Source organism: Pseudomonas sp. LB3P25, assembly GCF_054897985.1.
The window spans coordinates 338,355-358,116 of the sequence record NZ_CM142711.1 but is presented as its reverse complement, the minus strand read 5'-3'; the positions used below and the strand labels follow the sequence as shown (position 1 = coordinate 358,116).

Here is a 19,762-nt window from a genome sequence, read left to right as displayed (position 1 = left end):
TCAATGTGACATTACGAAGGCGAGTGTTTAGGATGACGGCCTCAAGGTCAATAGTTTGGCATAAAGTTTATAACCAAAAATTATAGCCAATTTATTGACGATTAGACGCGTCAAAGTTGTGCCTCGAATCGTTTGAAAGTACATCCAGACTGAGCGCGATCAACCGCTCTCAGGTCCATGGACGTCAACTGAATGTGACACCCGGAGAGTCTTCAATGAGCAGTGTTGTGGCCATCGTCAAAAGCATTGTCGGTCAGGTTTTCGCGGTGTCCCCAGAGGGCGTCCGCCGCGTACTCGTTGAAGGCGATCGGTTGTTTGTCGGCGATCAGGTAGACACCGGTGCGGCAGGTGCTGTCACGCTCGAACTGGCTGACGGCCGGACCCTGGACCTGGGCCGCGACACTCAGTGGAGCGGCAGCGATCCGGATTCCAGCACTGACCTTGCACAAGCCACTGCACAAGCCGCGCCATCGGTTGAAGAGCTGCAGCAAGCCATCGCTGCCGGTGCCGACCCGACCACCGATCTTGAGGCCACCGCAGCCGGCCCGACGGCGGCCGGCACAGGCGGCGCGGCAGGTGGCGGTCACAGCTTCGTGATGCTGGATGCAACTGCTGGCCGGGTGGACCCGACCATTGGTTTCCCGACTGCGGGCATCGGCACTGCCGCGTTGGCAGCACAGAACACCATCGGCGGCCAGACTGCCGACACCAGCGCCAACGTGCAGCGCGAATCGACCCTGAGCCTGAGCGCCACGCCGACCATCACCGAGGCCGGTGGCGTGCTGGTTTACACCGCCACGTTGACCCAGGCTCCGCTGACCGACCTGACCATCACCCTGTCCAATGGTTCGGTGATTGTGATCCAGGCTGGCCAGTTGACCGGTACCGTCAACGTCCCGCTCGCGCCAATCGACACCGTCTATAACGACCCTACCCAGATCAACGTGACCGTCACCGGCACCACGGGCGGCAGCGGCATCATCGTTACTCCGTCGACGACCCCGGCCGTGACCCAGGTCACCGATACTGTCGATACCACCACAGTCACCTTGACCGCTGGCGCCAACGTTACCGAAGGCGGCCAGATCACCTACACCGCGACATTGACCAACCCGGCCCAGACGCCGGTCACCATCACGTTGTCCAACGGCTCGACCATCACCATCGACGCCGGCAACACGACCGGCAGCGTGAACGTGCCGACACCAGCCAACGATGTCTATAACAACGGCAGCACGGTCACCACCACCATTACCGGTGCCACTGGCGGCAACTTCGAGAGCCTGGTACCAAACCCGGCTCCGGCCGTGACCACCATTACCGACTCGCCGGACACCACCACGGTCACACTGACGGCGGGATCTACAGTCACCGAAGGCGGCCAGATCACCTACACCGCGACCCTGACCAACCCGGCTCAAACGCCCGTCACTGTCACCCTGTCCAACGGCTCGACCATCACCATCGAAGCCGGCAAAACCACCGGTTCCGTGAACGTCGACACCCCGGCCAATGACGTCTACAACAACGGCAGCACCGTCAGCACCACGATCACTGGCGCCACCGGCGGCAACTTCGAGAACCTGGTGCCGAGCACCACACCAGCGGTCACCACCATTACCGATTCGGCCGACAATACCGGCCTGAGCCTCACTGCCACCGGCACCGTCGTCGAAGGCGGTCAGATCACTTACACCGCCACTTTGACCAACCCGGCCGGCACGCCGATGACCGTGACCTTGAGCAATGGCTCGGTCATCACCATCGAAGCGGGCAAGACCACCGGCAGCGTGACCGTCGATACCGCGGCCAATGACGTCTACAACAATGGCAGCACCGTCAGCACCTCCATCACCGGGACCACTGGCGGTAATTTCGAACAACTGATTCCGAGCACCGTACCGGCGCTGACCACCATTACCGACTCGAAAGACAACACTGGCCTGAGCCTCACCGCCACCGGCACCGTCGTCGAAGGCGGTCAGATCACTTACACCGCCACTTTGACCAACCCGGCCGGCACGCCGATGACCGTGACCTTGAGCAATGGCTCGGTCATCACCATCGAAGCGGGCAAGACCACCGGCAGCGTGACCGTCGACACCGTAGCCAATGACGTCTACAACAACGGCAGCACCGTCAGTACCACCATCACCGGGACCACTGGCGGTAATTTCGAGCAGCTGACCCCGAGCACCGAGCCGGCCCTGACCACTATCACCGACTCCAAGGATGACACCGGCCTGAGCTTGTCGGCGTCCACCGAAGTGGCCGAGGGCGGTCAGATTCTGTACACCGCGACCCTGACCAATCCGGCCGGCACGCCAGTCACCGTGACCCTTTCGAACGGCGCAGTGATCACCATCGCGGCCAACGCCACCAGCGGTTCCATCACCGTCGATGCGCCGAAAGACGATGCCTACATCGACGCCGGCAAGGTCAGCACCACGATCACCACCGCGACCGGCGGCAACTTCGAGAACCTGGTCCCGAGCACTGCCCCGGCAGTGACCGAGGTGACCGACACAATCAACACTTCGACGGTCAGCCTGACAGCCAACGGCTCTGTGGCCGAAGGCGGCACCGTGGTTTACACCGCGTCCGTCACCGCGCCAGTGACCGGTTCGGCGGTTGTGGTGACCTTGTCCAACGGCCAGACCATCACCATTCCGGTCGGCGCCAGCAGCGCCAGCGTGAACTTCACCGCGCCGAACGATGCCCTCGCGGGTGGCGGTTCGTTGAGCGTCAAGATTGATGAGGCGAAGGGCGGCAACTATGAGAAGCTGGAAGTCGACAGCAAGTCGGCGGACACCTCGGTGACTGACACTGCCGACACCACGACTGTTAGCCTCAGCGCGACTGAGTCGGTGGCTGAAGGCGGCTCCATCGTTTACACCGCGAACCTGACCCACGCGGCCGGCACACCAGTGACCGTGACGTTGAGCAACGGCGCGGTGATCACCATTGCTGCCGACGCTACCAGCGGCTCCGTCACCGTCGCCGCCCCGAAAGACGATGCTTACATCGACGCCGGCAAAGTTAGCGCCACAATCACCACCGCTACCGGCGGCAACTTTGAACACCTGGTCAAAGATCCGGCTGCGGCCGTCACCACCGTCACCGATACCCTCGACACCTCTACCGTCACCCTCACCGCCACCAGCAGCGTCGCCGAGGGCGGCACCGTGGTTTACACCGCCTCTGTCGGCGCACCGGTCACCGGTTCTCCGGTGGTTGTGACCTTGTCCAACGGTCAGACCATCACCATTGGCGTTGGCAAAAGCAGCGGCACGGTCAATGCCGTGGTCTCGAACGATGTGCTCAGCGGCCACGCGCCGGTGACCAACTCGATCACCAAAGTCAGCGGCGGCAACTACGAAAACCTGATCGCCGATAAAACCCCGGTCAGCACCAGCGTGACCGACACCGTCGACACCACCACCCTGTCGCTGAGCGCCACTGGCAACGTCAAAGAAGGTGGCCAGATCACCTACACCGCCACCCTGACTCATGCGGCCGGCACCCCGGTGACCGTGACGTTGAGCAACGGCGCGACCATCACCATCGATGCCGGTAAAACCACCGGCACCGTGAAAGTCGATGCGCCGAAAGACGACGTCTACAAGGACGCCGGCAAACTGGAAGTCACCATCAAGGACGCCGCTGGCGGCAACTTTGAAAACCTGGTCACCAGCCCGACCCCGGCCGTGACCAACGTGGCGGACACCACCAACACCACACACCTGACCCTCAGCGCTGAAAAGTCGGTACTCGAAGGTTCGCACATCACCTACACCGCGACCCTCACCAACGCCGCGCAATCGCCGGTGACCGTCAAGCTGAGCAACGGCGAGACCATCACCATCGAAGCCGGCAAAACCACCGGTTCGGTGACCATCGCGGCGCCAAGCGATGACGTCTACAAAGACACCGGCAAACTCACTGTGACGATGACGGATGCCAGCGGTGGCAACTTCGAAAAACTCGACATCAGCAAAGCGTCAGTGACCACCACCGTCAAAGACACGGTCGACACCACGTCCCTGTCCCTGTCGGCCAGCCATACCGTCAGCGAAGGTGGCCAGATCACCTACACCGCCACCCTGAGCAACCCGACAGACACGGCCATGACCGTGAAGTTGAGCAACGGCGCCGTGATCAACATCGCCGCCGGCGCCACCACCGGTTCGGTCAACTTCGCCGCACCGGCCAACACCCCGTACATCGACGGCGGCAAAGTCCAGGCAACAATTGCCAGCCAGAGCGGCGGCAACTTCGAAAAAGTCGTCACCGACCATTCGCCAGCGGTTACCACCGTCACCGATTCGGCAGACACCACCAGCCTGAGCCTGAGCGCCACCGGCTCGGTCGCCGAGGGCGGTTCAATTGTCTACACCGCGACCCTGACCAATGCCGCCGGCACCGCGATGACCGTGACGTTGAACAACGGCGCGGTGATCCACATTGCCAAGGGCGCCACCACCGGTTCGGTGAACTTCGCCGCACCGAAGGATGACGTCTACAAAGACGCCGGCAAAGTCGAAGCCAGCATCACCAAGACTGCCGGCGGCAACTTCGAGAACCTGGTGGCCGACAAGACGCCAGCGGTTACCGACGTGACCGACACCCTCAATACATCGACAGTCAGTCTGACGGCCAACAGCACTGTGGCGGAAGGCGGCACCATGGTGTACACCGCTTCGGTCAACGCGCCAGTGACCGGTTCGCCGGTTGTCGTGACCTTGTCCAACGGCCAGACCATCACCATTCCGGTTGGCGCCAGCAGCGCCAGCGTGAAATTCACCGCACCGAACGACGCACTGGCTGGCGGCGGTTCGCTGAGCGTGAAAATCGACGGCACCACCGGTGGCAACTACGAAAACCTGGTGGCGAATAAAACCCCGGCAGTCACGTCGGTAACCGACGTCAAAGACACCACCACCCTGAGCCTGAGCGCTACGGATTCGGTCGCTGAAGGCGGTTCGATTGTCTACACCGCGACGCTGACTCACGCGGCCGGCACACCGGTCACCGTGAACCTGTCGAACGGCGCAGTGATCACCATCGCCGCCAACGCTACCAGCGGCTCCGTGACCGTCAAGGCACCTGCCGATGACGTCTACAAAGACGCCGGCAAAGTTGAAGCGACCATCAAGGACGCCAGCGGCGGCAATTTCGAAAACCTGGTCACCAGCCCGGCGGCTGCGGTCACTGCGGTGACTGACACCCTCGATACTTCGACAGTCAGTCTGACGGCAACGCCCGCCGTTGCCGAAGGCGGCACCGTGGTTTACACCGCATCCGTCACCGCGCCAGTGACCGATTCGCCAGTCGTGGTGACGTTGTCCAACGGCCAGACCATCACCATTCCGGTTGGTGCCAGCAGCGCCAGCGTGAACTTCACCGCGCCGAACGATGCCCTCGCGGGTGGCGGTTCGCTGAGTGTCAAAATCGACGACGCCAAGGGCGGCAATTACGAGAAGCTGGAAGTTAACGGCAAGCCTGCGGACACCTCGATTACCGATACGGCCGACACCACGACGGTTAGCCTGACGGCTACAAATTCGGTCGCTGAAGGTGGTTCGATCGTTTACACCGCGAACCTGACCCACGCTGCCGGCACGCCAGTGACCGTCACCCTGAGCAATGGCGCGGTCATCACCATCGCCGCCAACGCTACCAGCGGTTCCGTGACCGTCAAGGCACCTGCCGATGACGTCTACAAAGACGCCGGCAAAGTTGAAGCGACCATCAAGGACGCCAGCGGCGGCAATTTCGAAAACCTGGTCACCAGCCCGGCGGCTGCGGTCACTGCGGTGACTGACACCCTCGATACTTCGACAGTCAGTCTGACGGCAACGCCCGCCGTTGCCGAAGGCGGCACCGTGGTTTACACCGCATCCGTCACCGCGCCAGTGACCGATTCGCCAGTCGTGGTGACGTTGTCCAACGGTCAGACCATCACCATTCCGGTTGGCGCCAGCAGCGCCAGCGTGAACTTCACTGCACCGAATGACGCCTTGGCTGGCGGCGGCTCCCTGAGCGTCAAGATCGACGACGCCAAGGGCGGCAATTACGAGAAGCTGGAAGTTAACAGCAAGTCGGCGGACACCTCGGTGACTGACTCTGCCGATACCACCACCCTCAGCCTCAGCGCGACTGATTCGGTCGCTGAAGGCGGTTCGATCGTTTACACCGCGAACCTGACCCACGCTGCCGGCACGCCAGTGACCGTCACCTTGAGCAACGGCGCGGTGATCACCATCGCCGCTAACGCTACCAGCGGTTCTGTCACCGTCAAGGCACCTGCCGATGACGTCTATAAAGACGCGGGCAAAGTCGAAGCGACCATCAAAGGCGCCAGCGGCGGCAATTTCGAAAACCTGGTCACCAGCCCGGCGGCGGCAGTCACCGAGGTGACTGACACCCTCAATACGTCGACGGTCAGCCTGAAGGCAACGCCCACTGCAGCCGAAGGCGGCAACGTGGTGTACACCGCTTCCGTGACCTCGAAGGTCACCGGCAAGGACGTGGTCGTGACCCTGGCCAACGGTGAAAAAATCACCATCCCGGTCGGTGAAAGCACGGCCTCGATCACCGTAAAAGCCCCGAACGATGCACTGGTCGGCCACGAGCCGCTGACCAACGCCATCAAGGATGTGACCGGCGGCAACTACGAGAACCTGGTCGCCGACAAGACCCCGACCTCGACCGCCATCAACGACACCCTGGACACCACCAAAGTGACCATGACCGCCAGCGGTCAGGTGCTTGAAGGTGGCAACATCACCTACACCGCCAACCTGACGAATGCGGCCGGCACCGACATGACGGTCAAGTTGAGCAACGGCGAAAGCATCGTGATCAAGGCCGGCGACAAGTCGGGCTCCATTACCATTCCTGCACCGGCCGATGATGTCTACAAGGACGGCAGCAAAATCACTGTCCGCATCGACAGCACCAGTGGCGGCGACTTCGAGAAGCTCGACGTCAACAAAACCGAGCACACCACCACCGTCAAAGATACGATCGACACCACCACGCTGAAGCTCAGCGCAGACTTGGGCACCGTCGGCGAAGGTGGTCAGATCACCTACACCGCGACCCTGAACCACCCAGCGGACACGGCGATGACCGTGACCCTGAACAATGGTCTGGTGATCAACATCAAGGCTGGCGAGTCCAGCGGCTCTGCGCCTTTCACCGTACCGAATAACGTCTACACCGGCGCAGCGGACGTCCTTACCTCGATCAAGGAAACCACCGGCGGTAACTTCGAAAAACTGGACACTGATCACTCGGCCGTCGTCACCAAAGTCACCGACACTGCTGACACTACCAGCCTGACCTTGAGCGCTAGCGGCTCGGTGCAGGAAGGCGGCCAGATCGTCTACACCGCGACCCTGTCCCAGGCCGCCGGCAGCAACATGACCGTGAAGCTGAGCAACGGCGCGACCATCACCATCCTCAAGGATGCGGTGTCCGGCCATGTCAGCGTGGCCGCACCGAAAGACGACGTCTACAAAGACGCCGGCAAAGTCGAAGCAACCATCAAGGAGGCCAGCGGCGGCAACTTCGAAAACCTGGTCCCGAGCCCTGTCCCGGCAGTGACCGAGGTGACTGACACAATCAACACGTCGACGGTCAGCCTGATGGCCAACAGCACTGTGGCTGAAGGCGGGACCGTGGTTTACACCGCGTCCGTCACCGCGCCAGTGACCGGTTCGCCGGTGGTTGTGACCCTGTCCAACGGCCAGACCATCACCATTCCGGTTGGCGCCAGCAGCGCCAGCGTGAACTTCATCGCGCCGAACGATGCCTTGGCTGGCGGCGGCTCCTTAAGCGTCAAGATTGATGATGCCAAGGGCGGTAACTACGAGAAGCTGGAAGTTAACAGCAAGTCGGCGGACACCTCGGTTTCTGATAAGGCTGACACCACCACCCTGAGTCTGAGCGCGACTGATTCGGTGGCTGAAGGCGGTTCGATCGTTTACACCGCCACCCTGACCAACGCTGCCGGCACGCCGGTGACCGTCACCCTGAGCAACGGCGCAGTCATTACCATCGCCGCCAACGCCACCAGCGGATCCGTCACCGTCGCCGCGCCGAAAGACGACGTCTACAAAGACGCCGGCAAAGTCGAAGCGACCATCAAGGAGGCCAGCGGCGGCAACTTCGAAAACCTGGCCACCAACCCGGCGGCTGCGGTGACCGAGGTGACTGACACCCTCAACACGTCGACGGTCAGTCTGACGGCAACGCCCGCTGTTGCCGAAGGCGGCACCGTGGTTTACACCGCGTCCGTCACCGCGCCAGTGACCGATTCGCCAGTCGTTGTGACCTTGTCCAACGGTCAGACCATCACCATTCCGGTTGGCGCCAGCAGCGCCAGCATTAACTTCATCGCACCGAACGACGCCTTGGCTGGCGGCGGCTCCTTGAGTGTGAAGATTGACGACGCCAAGGGCGGTAACTTCGAAAAGCTGGCCGTCGACGGCAAACCGGCGGACACCGCTGTCAGCGATACCGTGGACACCACCAAAGTGACCATGACCGCCAGCGACTACGTGGTCGAGGGCGGCACGATCACTTACACCGTCAACCTCAGCAACGCCGCCGGCACTGACATGACCGTCAAACTGACCAATGGCGAGAGCGTGGTGATCAAGGCCGGCGACAAGTCGGGCTCCATTACCGTTCCTGCACCGGCCGATGACGTCTACAAGGACGGCAGCAAGATCACCGTTGGCATCGCCAGCACCGACGGCGGCAACTTCGAGAAGCTCGACGTCAGCCAAACCACCCACACCACCACCGTCAATGACACCACCGACACCACCACGCTGAAGCTCAGTGCCGATGTGAACACCGTCGGCGAAGGTGGCCAGATCGTCTACACCGCCACGCTTAGCCACCCGGCCGACACGGCCATGACCGTGACCCTGAACAACGGCTTGGTGATCAACATCAAGGCCGGCGAGTCCAGCGGTTCGGCGCCGTATATCGTGCCAAATGACATCTACACCGGCGCGACGCCCGTCAGTGCAGCGATCGCGGACAGCACTGGCGGCAACTTCGAAAAACTGGACACCGATCGCTCGGCCGTCGTCACCAAAGTCACCGACACTGCTGACACTACCAGCCTGACCTTGAGCGCTAGCGGCTCGGTCCAGGAAGGTGGCCAGATCGTCTACACCGCGACCTTGTCCCATGCCGCCGGCAGCGACATGACGGTAAAACTGAGTAACGGCGCGACCATCACCATCCTCAAGGATGCGGTGTCCGGCCAGGTCAGCGTTGACGCACCGAAAGACGATGCCTACATCGACGCTGGCAAAGTCAGCGCCACGATCAACACAGCCACCGGTGGCAACTTCGAGAACCTGGTGCCGAGCACGGCTCCAGCAGTGACCAGCGTCACTGACACCATCGATACTTCGACCGTAACCCTGAAAGCCACCGAGTCGGCAGCTGAAGGTGGCACCGTCACCTACACCGCCACCGTCGGCGCGCCGGTAACCGGTTCGCCAGTGACGGTGTCGTTGGCCAACGGCCAGACCATCACCATCGAAGTCGGCAAAACCACCGGCACCGTAACCACCCTCGCACCGAACGACGCGTTGACCGGTCACACTCCGCTGACCAACTCGATCACCAACGTCAGCGGCGGCAACTACGAAAACCTGGTCGCCGACAAAACCCCGGTCAGCACCACCGTGACCGACACCGCCGACACGACCAATCTGACGCTGAGTGCGAGCAACTCGGTGGCCGAAGGTGGTTCAATCGTTTACACCGCCACCCTGACCAACGCCGCTGGCACACCCGTGACCGTGACGTTGAGCAATGGCGCCGTGATCACCATCGCCGCCAATGCCACCAGCGGTTCCGTCACCGTCGATGCGCCGAAAGACGATGCCTACATCGACGCCGGCAAAGTCAGCGCCACGATCAGCACAGCCAGCGGTGGCAACTTCGAGAACCTGGTGCCGAGCACGGCTCCAGCAGTGACCAGCGTCACTGACACCATCGATACTTCGACCGTAACCCTGAAAGCCACCGAGTCGGCAGCTGAAGGTGGCACCGTCACCTACACCGCCACCGTCGGCGCGCCGGTAACCGGTTCGCCAGTGACGGTGTCGTTGGCCAACGGCCAAACGATCACCATCGAAGTCGGCAAAACCATCGGCACCGTGACCACCCTCGCACCCAACGACGCGTTGACCGGTCATGCGCCACTGACCAACTCGATCACCAACGTCAGCGGCGGCAACTACGAAAACCTGGTCGCCGACAAAACGCCGGTCAGCACCACCGTGACTGACACCACCGACACGACCAACCTGACTCTGAGTGCGACCAACTCCGTCGCTGAAGGCGGTTCGATCGTTTACACCGCCACCCTGACCAACGCCGCTGGCACACCCGTGACCGTGACGTTGAGCAACGGCGCCGTGATCACCATCGACGCCGGTAAAACCACTGGCACCGCGACCGTCGATGCGCCGAAAGACGATGCCTACATCGACGCCGGCAAAGTCAGCGCCACGATCAGCACCGCTACCGGCGGCAACTTCGAGAACCTGGTGCCGAGCACGGTTCCGGCAGTGACCAAGGTCACCGACACCATCGACACGTCGACCGTGACCCTGAAAGCCACCGAGTCGGCGGCTGAAGGTGGCACCGTCACCTACACCGCCACCGTCGGTGCGCCGGTAACCGGTTCGCCAGTGACGGTGTCGTTGGCCAACGGCCAAACGATCACCATCGAAGTCGGTAAAACCATCGGCACCGTGACCACCCTCGCACCCAACGACGCGTTGACCGGTCATGCGCCACTGACCAACTCGATCACCAACGTCAGCGGCGGTAACTACGAAAACCTGGTGGCCGACAAAACGCCGGTCAGCACCACCGTGACCGACACTGTCGACACGACCAACCTGTCGCTCAGCGCCAGCAACTCGGTCGCTGAAGGCGGCTCGATCCTCTACACCGCGACGTTGACCCACGCTGCCGGCACACCCGTGACCGTGACGTTGAGCAACGGCGCCGTGATCACCATCGACGCCGGTAAAACCACCGGCACCGCAACCGTCGATGCGCCAAAAGACGATGCCTACATCGACGCCGGCAAAGTCAGCACCACGATCACCACCGCTACCGGCGGCAACTTCGAGAACCTGGTGCCGAGCACGGCTCCAGCAGTGACCAGCGTCACTGATACCTTCGACAAGACCGAAGTCAGCATCACCGGCAGCACCTCGGTAACCGAAGGCCAGACAGCCAGCTACACCGTCAACCTGACTCACCCGGCGCAGACTGAAGTCACCCTGAAAATCGTCTACAGCGGCACCGCCGCCGACGGTTCGGACTTCACCGGCGTGTACACCGTGAAGATCCCGGCGGGCGGTAGCAGCGCGAGCTTCAACGTCGCGACCCTGGACGACAGGATTACCGAACGCACTGAAAACTTCGTGGTCAAGATCGACTCGGCCACCGGCGGCAACTTCGAGAACCTGGCGATCAGCGCTTCCAACGGCAGCGTCAGCACCTCGATCATCGACAACGATGCGCCACCGGTCCTCGACCTGGACGCCAACAACTCCAGCGGCGCCACGGGAGCCAACTACAACGTGACCTTCACCGAAGGCACCACCGGCCAGGGCGTATCGATCGGCGACACCGATCTGAAAATCACCGACCCGGACAGCACCCTGCTGACCGGCGCGACCATCGTGCTGACCAACCGTCAGCCGGGCGACGCGCTGAACCTGGGCAACAGCGTCAACGGCATCACCATCAATGCCGACAGCAAGGATGGCTCGGTCACACTGACGTTGTCCGGCAACGCGACGCTGGCCGACTACATGCAACAGATCAAGAACATCAGCTTCACCAACAGCAGTGATGACCCGAGCAGCGTGCCGCGGATCATCACCGTGACGGTGACCGATGGCAGTAACTACTCCAACACCGCGACCACCACCGTCAACGTGGTCGGCGTAAACGACGCACCGACCGCCGCACCGGTTAACGTTACCGGTACCGAAGACACGCCGCTGACCCTCGGTTGGTCGACCTTCGGCGTCAGTGATGTCGACAGCGCCGCCGCTAACCTGGGCGTGAAAATCACCCAGCTGCCGGGTGAAGGCAAATTGCAGTTCCTGGCCACTGACGGCAAGACCTGGACCGATGTAGCGAACAACCAGACGTTCACCAAGGCTGATATCGACGCTGGCAAGTTGCGCTTCCTGCCGGATACCAACGAATCCGGCAGCAACGGCTACAACCCCGGTCTGGGAAACATCAAGGCCGACTACGCACAGATCCAATTCCAGCCAACCGACGGCTCACTGCTGGGCAACACCGGCACGATCAAAATCGACATCACACCAGTGGCCGACGCCCCGTCCCTGAGCGTTGCAGACAACAGCGTCAAATCCACAGGCCTGATCAAGGAAGTCTGGACCGGCCTGCCGCTCGGCACCGATGGCAGCGGCGCAGCCACCGGCACCCTGAAAAGCGTCATCGACGGCGCGGGCAAACCGAACTCCAGTGGCACGGTGACCGACGTGCATTCAGACGGCAGCGTCGCGGCTGGCACGGCGTCGAAAACCTCCGGGCTGATCTACCTCGAAGCCGGCAAGACTTACACCTTCAGCGGCACCGGTGACGACAGCCTGCTGGTGACCATCGGCGGTAAAAACGTGGCGGCCACGACGTGGGGCGCGGGCGGCAGCCTGAACGGATCGTTCACCCCGACCACCAGCGGTTACTACACCCTGGACATCTATCACCACAACCAGAGCGGCCCGGGCAGCTATGACGTCAACCTATCGGTCAACGGCAGTGCCGCGGTCGACCTGAGCAGCGCCGGCGTGCCGCTGTATACCGGCGTGGCGGATCTCGCCGCTTCCGGTGTGACAGTGTCCGATTTGCACGGCACCAGCGGCGAAGGCTACTACGAAGGCTACAAACTCAATGAAGCCGCGGAAGGGACCAGCATTCACCTGTCCGCGATCAAGACGGCCCTGACTGACATCGACGGCTCCGAAAGCCTGAGCGTGAAAATCAGCGGCATCCCGGCGGGCTCGGTGCTCACCGACGGAGCGGGTCACGCCTTCACCGCCAGCGCGACCTCTGGTGAAGCCAACGTCACGGGCTGGAACCTCGGCACCCTGACCGTCACCCCGCCGCCGTACTACAACGGCCAGTTCAACCTGACCGTGACCTCGACCTCCACCGAATCGCTCGGCGGTTCGGCGCAAAGCACCGCAACGATCCCGGTCACGGTTTACCCGACGATCTACAACGCCGTCACCGCCACGGCGGCAGACGACACCATCACCGGCACCGACGGCAACGACATCATGGTCGCCGACATTGGCGGACTGACCGTGGTGCCGGGCACCAATTACAACATTGCGTTCATGGTCGACAGTTCGGGCAGTATGAGCGCGTCGTCGATCAACTCAGCCAAGGACTCGCTGACCTCGGTGTTCAACACCCTCAAGCAGAGCTTGGGCGGCAACTCGGGGACGGTGAATATCTTCCTGGTGGACTTCGACACCCAGATCAACAAGTCGGTGTCGGTCAACCTGAACGATCCGAACGCCCTGACCGCGCTCAAATCGGTACTGGACTCGATGTCGTCCGGCGGTGTGACCAACTACGAAGATGTATTCAAAACCACGGCCAATTGGTTCCAGAGCGCTGACGCCGTGGCCAACACCGGGGCGAAGAACCTCACGTACTTCATCACCGACGGCCAGCCGAACTACTACCAGAGTGGCGAACAGACCAACCCGACGCTGTACGGCAACGTGAAGCTCGATGACGTGGTGAAAACCAGCAATTACAAGCCGGGAGATACCTTCTCCACGACAATCGACAGTACTCACAAACTGACCATCGACAGTGACGGGAATGCGACGCTGTACACCTTAAACGGCTCCAAGAACTGGAAAGCCAGTGACGTGGGTACCGTTCACGCGCAGGGCGATGGTACTTACGAGTTGTCCCTGACGGACAGCGGCAGTACACAGACCATCGTCGACAACTCCACCTCCAGCTTCGCGCTGCTGAGCAATGTGTCCAACGTTGAAGCCATTGGTCTGAACAAGGGCGTCACCCTTGCCGACCTGAGACCGTACGACTCGGACCATACGCCGCAAACCAACATTGATCCGAGTAACTTGGCCAACTCGATCATCGGTCACACCGAAGCGACGCAACCAGGTTCCGACACGGTCAATGGCGGTGACGGCAACGACATCCTGTTCGGCGATCTGGTGAGCTTCAACGGCGTCGCCGGTGAGGGTTATCAGGCGATGCAGGCGTTCGTCGCCCAGCAAACCGGCGTGGACGTCAGCAAAGTCACCACCAGCAACGTGCACCAGTTCATCACCGAGCACTACACCGCGTTCGATGTGTCCGGGGCGCATGACGGTAATGACTCGCTGCTGGGCGGTGCCGGCAATGACATTCTCTTCGGCCAGGGTGGCAATGACCTGCTCGACGCCGGCAAGGGCAACGACATCCTCCTCGGCGGTAGCGGAAACGACTCGCTGATGGGCGGTCAGGGCAACGATATTCTGACCGGTGGCTCGGGTGCCGACACCTTCGTCTGGAAGGCTGGCGACACCGGGAACGACGTGATCAAGGACTTCAAGGCCAGTGAGGGTGACCGCATCGACTTGCGCGATCTGCTGCAGGGTGAAACCGGCAGCACCATCGACAACTTCCTGAAGATCACCACCGTGGATGGCGTTTCGTCCCTGCAAGTCAGCTCCGCCGGCAAGTTCAACGGCGCCGACGCCGCAGCGACAGCACCGGATGTGACGATCAAACTGGAAGGCAACAATTGGTCCACCGCCAACCTTCACTCGTTGATTGCCGGCAGTGACCCGACCATCAAAATCGATCACAACAACACCTGATCCAACGAAAAACGGCCGCCCTTATGGGGCGGCCGTCACGTTTGCGCCCATCACCCCAGTGACGATTTCGTCGCCGCACCGCATACTCGCGTCCAGTTGGCCTATGCTGCTGACAGCATGACGCTGGTCCATTTCCGAGGGATGTTCAATGTTCTACGTGCAACGCGATGCGCAAGGTCAGTTAGTGCGCGTGGAAGCCGCGGCCTACGCCGAGGCCACGGAAACACTGCCGGCCGACCACCATGAAATCCAGGCCTGGTATGCCAATGAAGTAGTGGAAACCAGCCTCAAACAGCTCAAGCAGAGCGACCTGGAAATGATCCGGGTTCTCGACGACTTGATCCAGGTGCTGACCAGCAAAGGCGTGATCCGCGTCACCGACCTGCCGGCCGCCGCCCAGGCCAAACTCATGGACCGGACCCAGGCCCGTGAGGCGTTGGGCGGGTTGAGTCAATTGATCGATGATGATGAGACGGGGTTGATCTAAGGCCCCATTGTTGTTGTCTGTACCGACGCCTTCGCGAGCAGGCTCGCTCCCACATTGGATTTCAGTCGTTCACATAGGCTGTGTTCACTGAAGATCAACTGTGGGAGCGAGCCTGCTCGCGAAGGCGGCATCAGCCTCACTGCCAAGGCTTCGGCTCACCAAACAACTGCCCCTGAACCCCATACAACCCCATCTCGCGAATCACCATCAACTCCCCTTCGGTCTCGACCCGCTCGGCAATCAACGGCAGATCGATGCTGTGCGCCGCCCGCTGAATCGCCTCGATGAACAGGCGCTTGTCGCTCTCCTGATCAATCGCCCGGATGTAACTGCCGTCGATCTTCAGATAAGCCAACCCAAGCCGCGCCAGGTTGCCGATCATGCTGAAGCGCCCGCCAAAGCGTTGCAGGCTCAGGGAGAACCCGAGTTCGTGCAGACGTTGCGTCAGTTCTTCCAGCATGGCTTGCTCCGGCAACTGCTCCTCGCCGATTTCCAGGGTCAATCGCTCCCCGAGATCCGAATGCTGACGCAGGATCTCGAAGACTTTATTCAATGCCTGCGGATCGGCCAGCGTCGCTGAAGACAGGTTCAACGCCAGCGACTCTTCATGGTCCGCCATCTGCTCAAGCACCAAGTCCAACATCAGCCGATCAAGCCGCGCGGTCCAGCCAAAGCGCTCGAGCCACGGCAGGAAGCGTCCTGCGGGAATGGTCTGGCCCTCGCCGTCGATCAAACGCGACAGCACTTTGTAATGCAGCACCAACTGCGTGTCCTGGGCGGCCACCACCGGTTGGAAATACAGCTCGAAACGCTGCTGGCTCAACGCCTGATCCAGCAATTTATGCCAGGCATGATGGTCGTCGCCGACGCTGGCCGACGCGCTGTGATCCAGGCAAACCCAACTCGAATCGCCCTGACTTTCCGCCTGAGCCAACGCCTGATCGCCCAGCCCAAGCACGGCTTGCGGCAAGTCGCCATAAACAAACGGCGCCAGCCCGATCGAGGCCACCGAGGCCACGTCGGTGGCGCCCGTCGCATGCAGGCTCGACAAGGCACTGTCGAGGTTCTGCGCCAGTTGCAGCGCTTCTTCGCGCACCAGCCCCGGCGCCAGCACGGCGAACTCACCGCCGCGAATCCGCGTCACCAGGTTCAGGGTTTCCGGGTATTTGGCACACTCTCGGGACAACTGCTCGCCAACCGCTTTCAACAACTGGTCAGTGCGCTGACCGCCCAACCGCTGGTTCAACCCGGCCAGGTCCCTGACCCGCAACAGCAGCAGATAACCGGAACTCGCCTGCTCCGGATTGCTCACTCGGGCGTTCAATTGCATTTCGAAATAACGACGGTTGGCCAGCCCCGTCAGGTTGTCCTGATAGGACTCGGCCCGCAGTTTTTCACTGCGCTCAGCCTGTTCCTGGAACAGCGCTTTAAGCTTCTCGACCATCTGGTTCATGGCCTGCACGACACGCCGCAGTTCCGGTGTGCGCGGCAGTTGCGGCAGGCTGAGGAATTCGCGGCGAGCGATGGCGTGGGATTGCTTGACCATGTAATCCAGCGGCTTCAGTTGCCGGCGCAACAACAGCGCGCCCAGCACCGCGCTCACCGCACCGCAGATCAGCAACCAGCCAAGACTGCCCAGCGCGCTCTGCCAGAGTTTGGCCAACGCGAACATCGGATGGCTGACCACTTCGACCCGCGCCGCCTGCTCCCAGCCACGGCTGACGAGGGCATCACCACCGGCCGCTTCCAGCCCAATCATTTTGACGAACCAGTCCGGCACGTTGTTCACCGCTGGAATGCCGCTGCGCTCGACGATGGTCTGATCGGTCTTGAGGTCGACCACGCGGATGCTCGCGTAATAACCGCTGTCGAAGATCGAACTGACCAGCAACTCGACCATCGCCGGGTCGTCGATGTTCGGCGTCAGGGACAGTGCCAATGCGGTCGCGGCATCCTGGGCGTGGGAGCGCAGCTGGTTGACGTATTGGGTGCGCGAGCTTTCCAGGCTGACCACGAAGCTACCGGTGAAGGCGATCACCAGGAACAGACAGATAGCGATCAACAGCTGTTTGAACAAGGACATCTGAGCGCGTGCTCCTAGTTAGTCGTCTCGACCGGGAAACCTTCGGCCTGCATTTTCTTCAACACATCCTGCCAGCGAGACAGGCGTTTGGTGTCACCCACTTTCTTGTTGCCCTTGGCGCCCGGCAACCACAAGCCTTCGGCATTAAAAGAGTACACCGGCAGCAAATCGGTTCGTTGGCTGGCCGGTTTGATCGCATCGACCAGGCTGTCGAGTACCAGCGGCATGGCCTCGGGACTTGAGTAGTAGGTCAACACCATGTGCGCCCGATTCAGACGCAAGGCCTTGACGTACGTGATGCGCAGCTTGTCACTGGACACGCCGAGATGGCGCAGGCTGAAATACTTGGCGATCGCATAATCTTCGCAATCGCCGGCGCCCTTCCACAGGGCCTCGATGGGTGTTTCCCAATAATCGACCTCGTGCCACAGGTCGATGTCTTCCTCGTACCGCATCTGCTTATTGAAGAATTGGTTGACCACTTTAAGCTGTTCCAGCTCGCCGACCTGCTTTTGCGTGGCCAATAAGTGCTGCCAGGCATCAATGCGTGGCTGCCCTTCGCCCAATGGCCCGTACAATGCCTGCGCGCGACGGCTGATCAGCGAAAAATCCCAATCGGCATGCAGCCCGCCCAGCATAATGCCGGCCAGCAGCAACGCGCAGTACAGCCAGCGCAAAGTCCGAGGGATCGCGAAACGTACCGCCAATGCGAGGCATCCAGATCAGGCAAGTGGAAATCGGTCGATGGTGCAGGTTAGCCCGGTAAAAGACAATGGCACGGTGAGATCACTGCTGGCGCGCTAAACTTTGTATGGCAGGTGCCGGAAAAACATCGCGGCCACGTCAGGTTGCGATCTTTTGTCCGTTTGACAACCTGTCAGGCAGTCACTAGGGTCACCTTGGATCCAAATTTATTTCAGTCAAACAGGGTGCGTAGTTGTGACACAGAAGCCCAATCCTCTGAACAGCATCAAGGTCAACGGGCCGATTCCCGCTCACCTGGCACGCTCGGTGATCGAAGAAACCCTGCGTTCGGCCATTCTCGACGGTCGAATTCCCTGCGGCATCGCCCTGCGCCAGCAAGATTTGGCCGATCTTTTCGGTGTCAGCCGCATGCCGGTGCGTGAAGCCTTGCGCCAGCTCGAAGCTCAGGCGCTGCTCAACGTCATCGCCCATAAAGGTGCAGTGGTCGCACCGCTGGTTCAGGGTGATGCCGTGGAAACCTATGCGCTGCGGATCCTGCTGGAATCCGAGGCGCTGCGCCTGTCGATCCCGTTACTCGATCGTGAGGACTTCGAACAGGCTGCCCGCTACATCGACGAACTGGAAACGGAAAACAACTACACCGAAATCGGCCGGCTCAACCGGCTCTTCCACATGTCGCTGTACTGCAAGGCGCCGAACCAACGGCTGTTGAGGCTGGTGGAAGACGGATTGACCGAAGAGGAGCGCTTCCTGCGCTTCAACCTGGAAGCCATGGGGCTGGGCAAGCTGTCCCAGGAAGATCACCGGGCGCTTTTGCTGGCCGTCGAAGACCGGGACGTCGAACGCTCAGTGAAGATGCTCGAAAATCACCTAAACCGCGGTGTCGAGGTCATCACGCGCTACCTCAACAGCCCTGAAGCGCTGAACAAGAAAACCTCCAGGTAAATCGCAGCGGCAGACCTGAGTGAGCAGATCGAACAGCTTCCTTCGCTTGCTGTGACGTCGAGCGATCCTCACCCGGGATTGCTCGACGAATAATCTGCTTACAAATCCTCCTTCGCTCACACCGAACCGGTTTAGCGACGCCACGCCCCTGTGCAAAGCCCTGCCACCCTAAAGCCCCTTCATTGAGCCGATCAGATGACGCGTCGGTGATAGCGGCTGCCTTGAATTACGCTCACTCTTGGCCTGCCAACGAATAATGAACGGGCGACGCACCGCACGAGCGGAGCAGTCCCCGCATCAAGAACCAACGGAAGGAGTCTTGCCACGGGAAAGGAAGAACCGGCGTTGATCCCAGCCAACTTCCGCCCCCCTAATCCACTTCAACGATTCAGTTAGAAAGTTGCTTCGAGTGAGGCATTCACTCTTCATTTCAATTCTGACTTATATAAGCCGGAAGGAGTAACTACATCCAAATAAAACTCAAATCAAAAGTTTTATGGGAACTTGTCGCGCGCAAGAAAGTTGAACTTTCAAATAATATAAAAATAACTTGCCCGACACTTTAATCATGTATTAGTTTTTCTCCGCTGCCTTGAATAA

At 61.0% G+C, this 19,762-nt stretch carries 5 protein-coding genes; 3 read left to right on the top strand and 2 right to left on the bottom strand.

The window, feature by feature from the left end; all coding sequences use genetic code 11:
• The first annotated feature begins 215 nt into the window (after window positions 1–215).
• Both ACYZTW_RS01590 and ACYZTW_RS01585 read left to right on the top strand, forming a co-directional pair.
• Window positions 216–14,942 carry a retention module-containing protein gene (locus ACYZTW_RS01590; protein ID WP_462003468.1) on the top strand — a complete coding sequence of 4,909 codons (14,727 nt, stop codon included), beginning with the start codon at window positions 216–218 and terminating at the stop codon, window positions 14,940–14,942.
• Window positions 14,943–15,090: 148 nt separating this feature from the next.
• A complete protein-coding gene (locus tag ACYZTW_RS01585) occupies window positions 15,091–15,429 on the top strand; it encodes a tryptophan synthase subunit beta (RefSeq protein ID WP_415772560.1) in 339 nt (112 codons plus the stop codon).
• 136 nt (window positions 15,430–15,565) lie between these two features.
• Here the strand turns inward: ACYZTW_RS01585 and lapD are convergent, their stop codons facing one another.
• Window positions 15,566–17,512 (bottom strand): cyclic di-GMP receptor LapD, encoded by a 1,947-nt coding sequence (gene lapD / locus ACYZTW_RS01580; RefSeq protein ID WP_462003467.1) that lies wholly within the window; start codon window positions 17,510–17,512, stop codon window positions 15,566–15,568.
• Window positions 17,513–17,526: 14 nt separating this feature from the next.
• Window positions 17,527–18,219 carry a cysteine protease LapG gene (lapG, locus tag ACYZTW_RS01575; protein WP_462003466.1) on the bottom strand — a complete coding sequence of 231 codons (693 nt, stop codon included), beginning with the start codon at window positions 18,217–18,219 and terminating at the stop codon, window positions 17,527–17,529.
• Between the two features lie 232 nt (window positions 18,220–18,451).
• On the opposite strand from lapG, the gene ACYZTW_RS01570 reads away from it, so the two are divergent.
• Window positions 18,452–19,162, top strand: a complete 711-nt coding sequence (locus tag ACYZTW_RS01570; RefSeq protein WP_462003465.1) for a GntR family transcriptional regulator — start codon at window positions 18,452–18,454, stop codon at window positions 19,160–19,162.
• The last annotated feature ends 600 nt before the right edge of the window (window positions 19,163–19,762 follow it).

Excerpts from the sequence above, each read along its gene's own strand:
- ACYZTW_RS01590 (WP_462003468.1), top strand. The coding sequence starts at position 216 with ATGAGCAGTGTTGTGGCCATCGTCAAAAGCATTGTCGGTCAGGTTTTC.
- ACYZTW_RS01585 (WP_415772560.1), top strand. The coding sequence starts at position 15,091 with ATGTTCTACGTGCAACGCGATGCGCAAGGTCAGTTAGTGCGCGTGGAA.
- lapD (WP_462003467.1), bottom strand. The coding sequence starts at position 17,512 with ATGTCCTTGTTCAAACAGCTGTTGATCGCTATCTGTCTGTTCCTGGTG.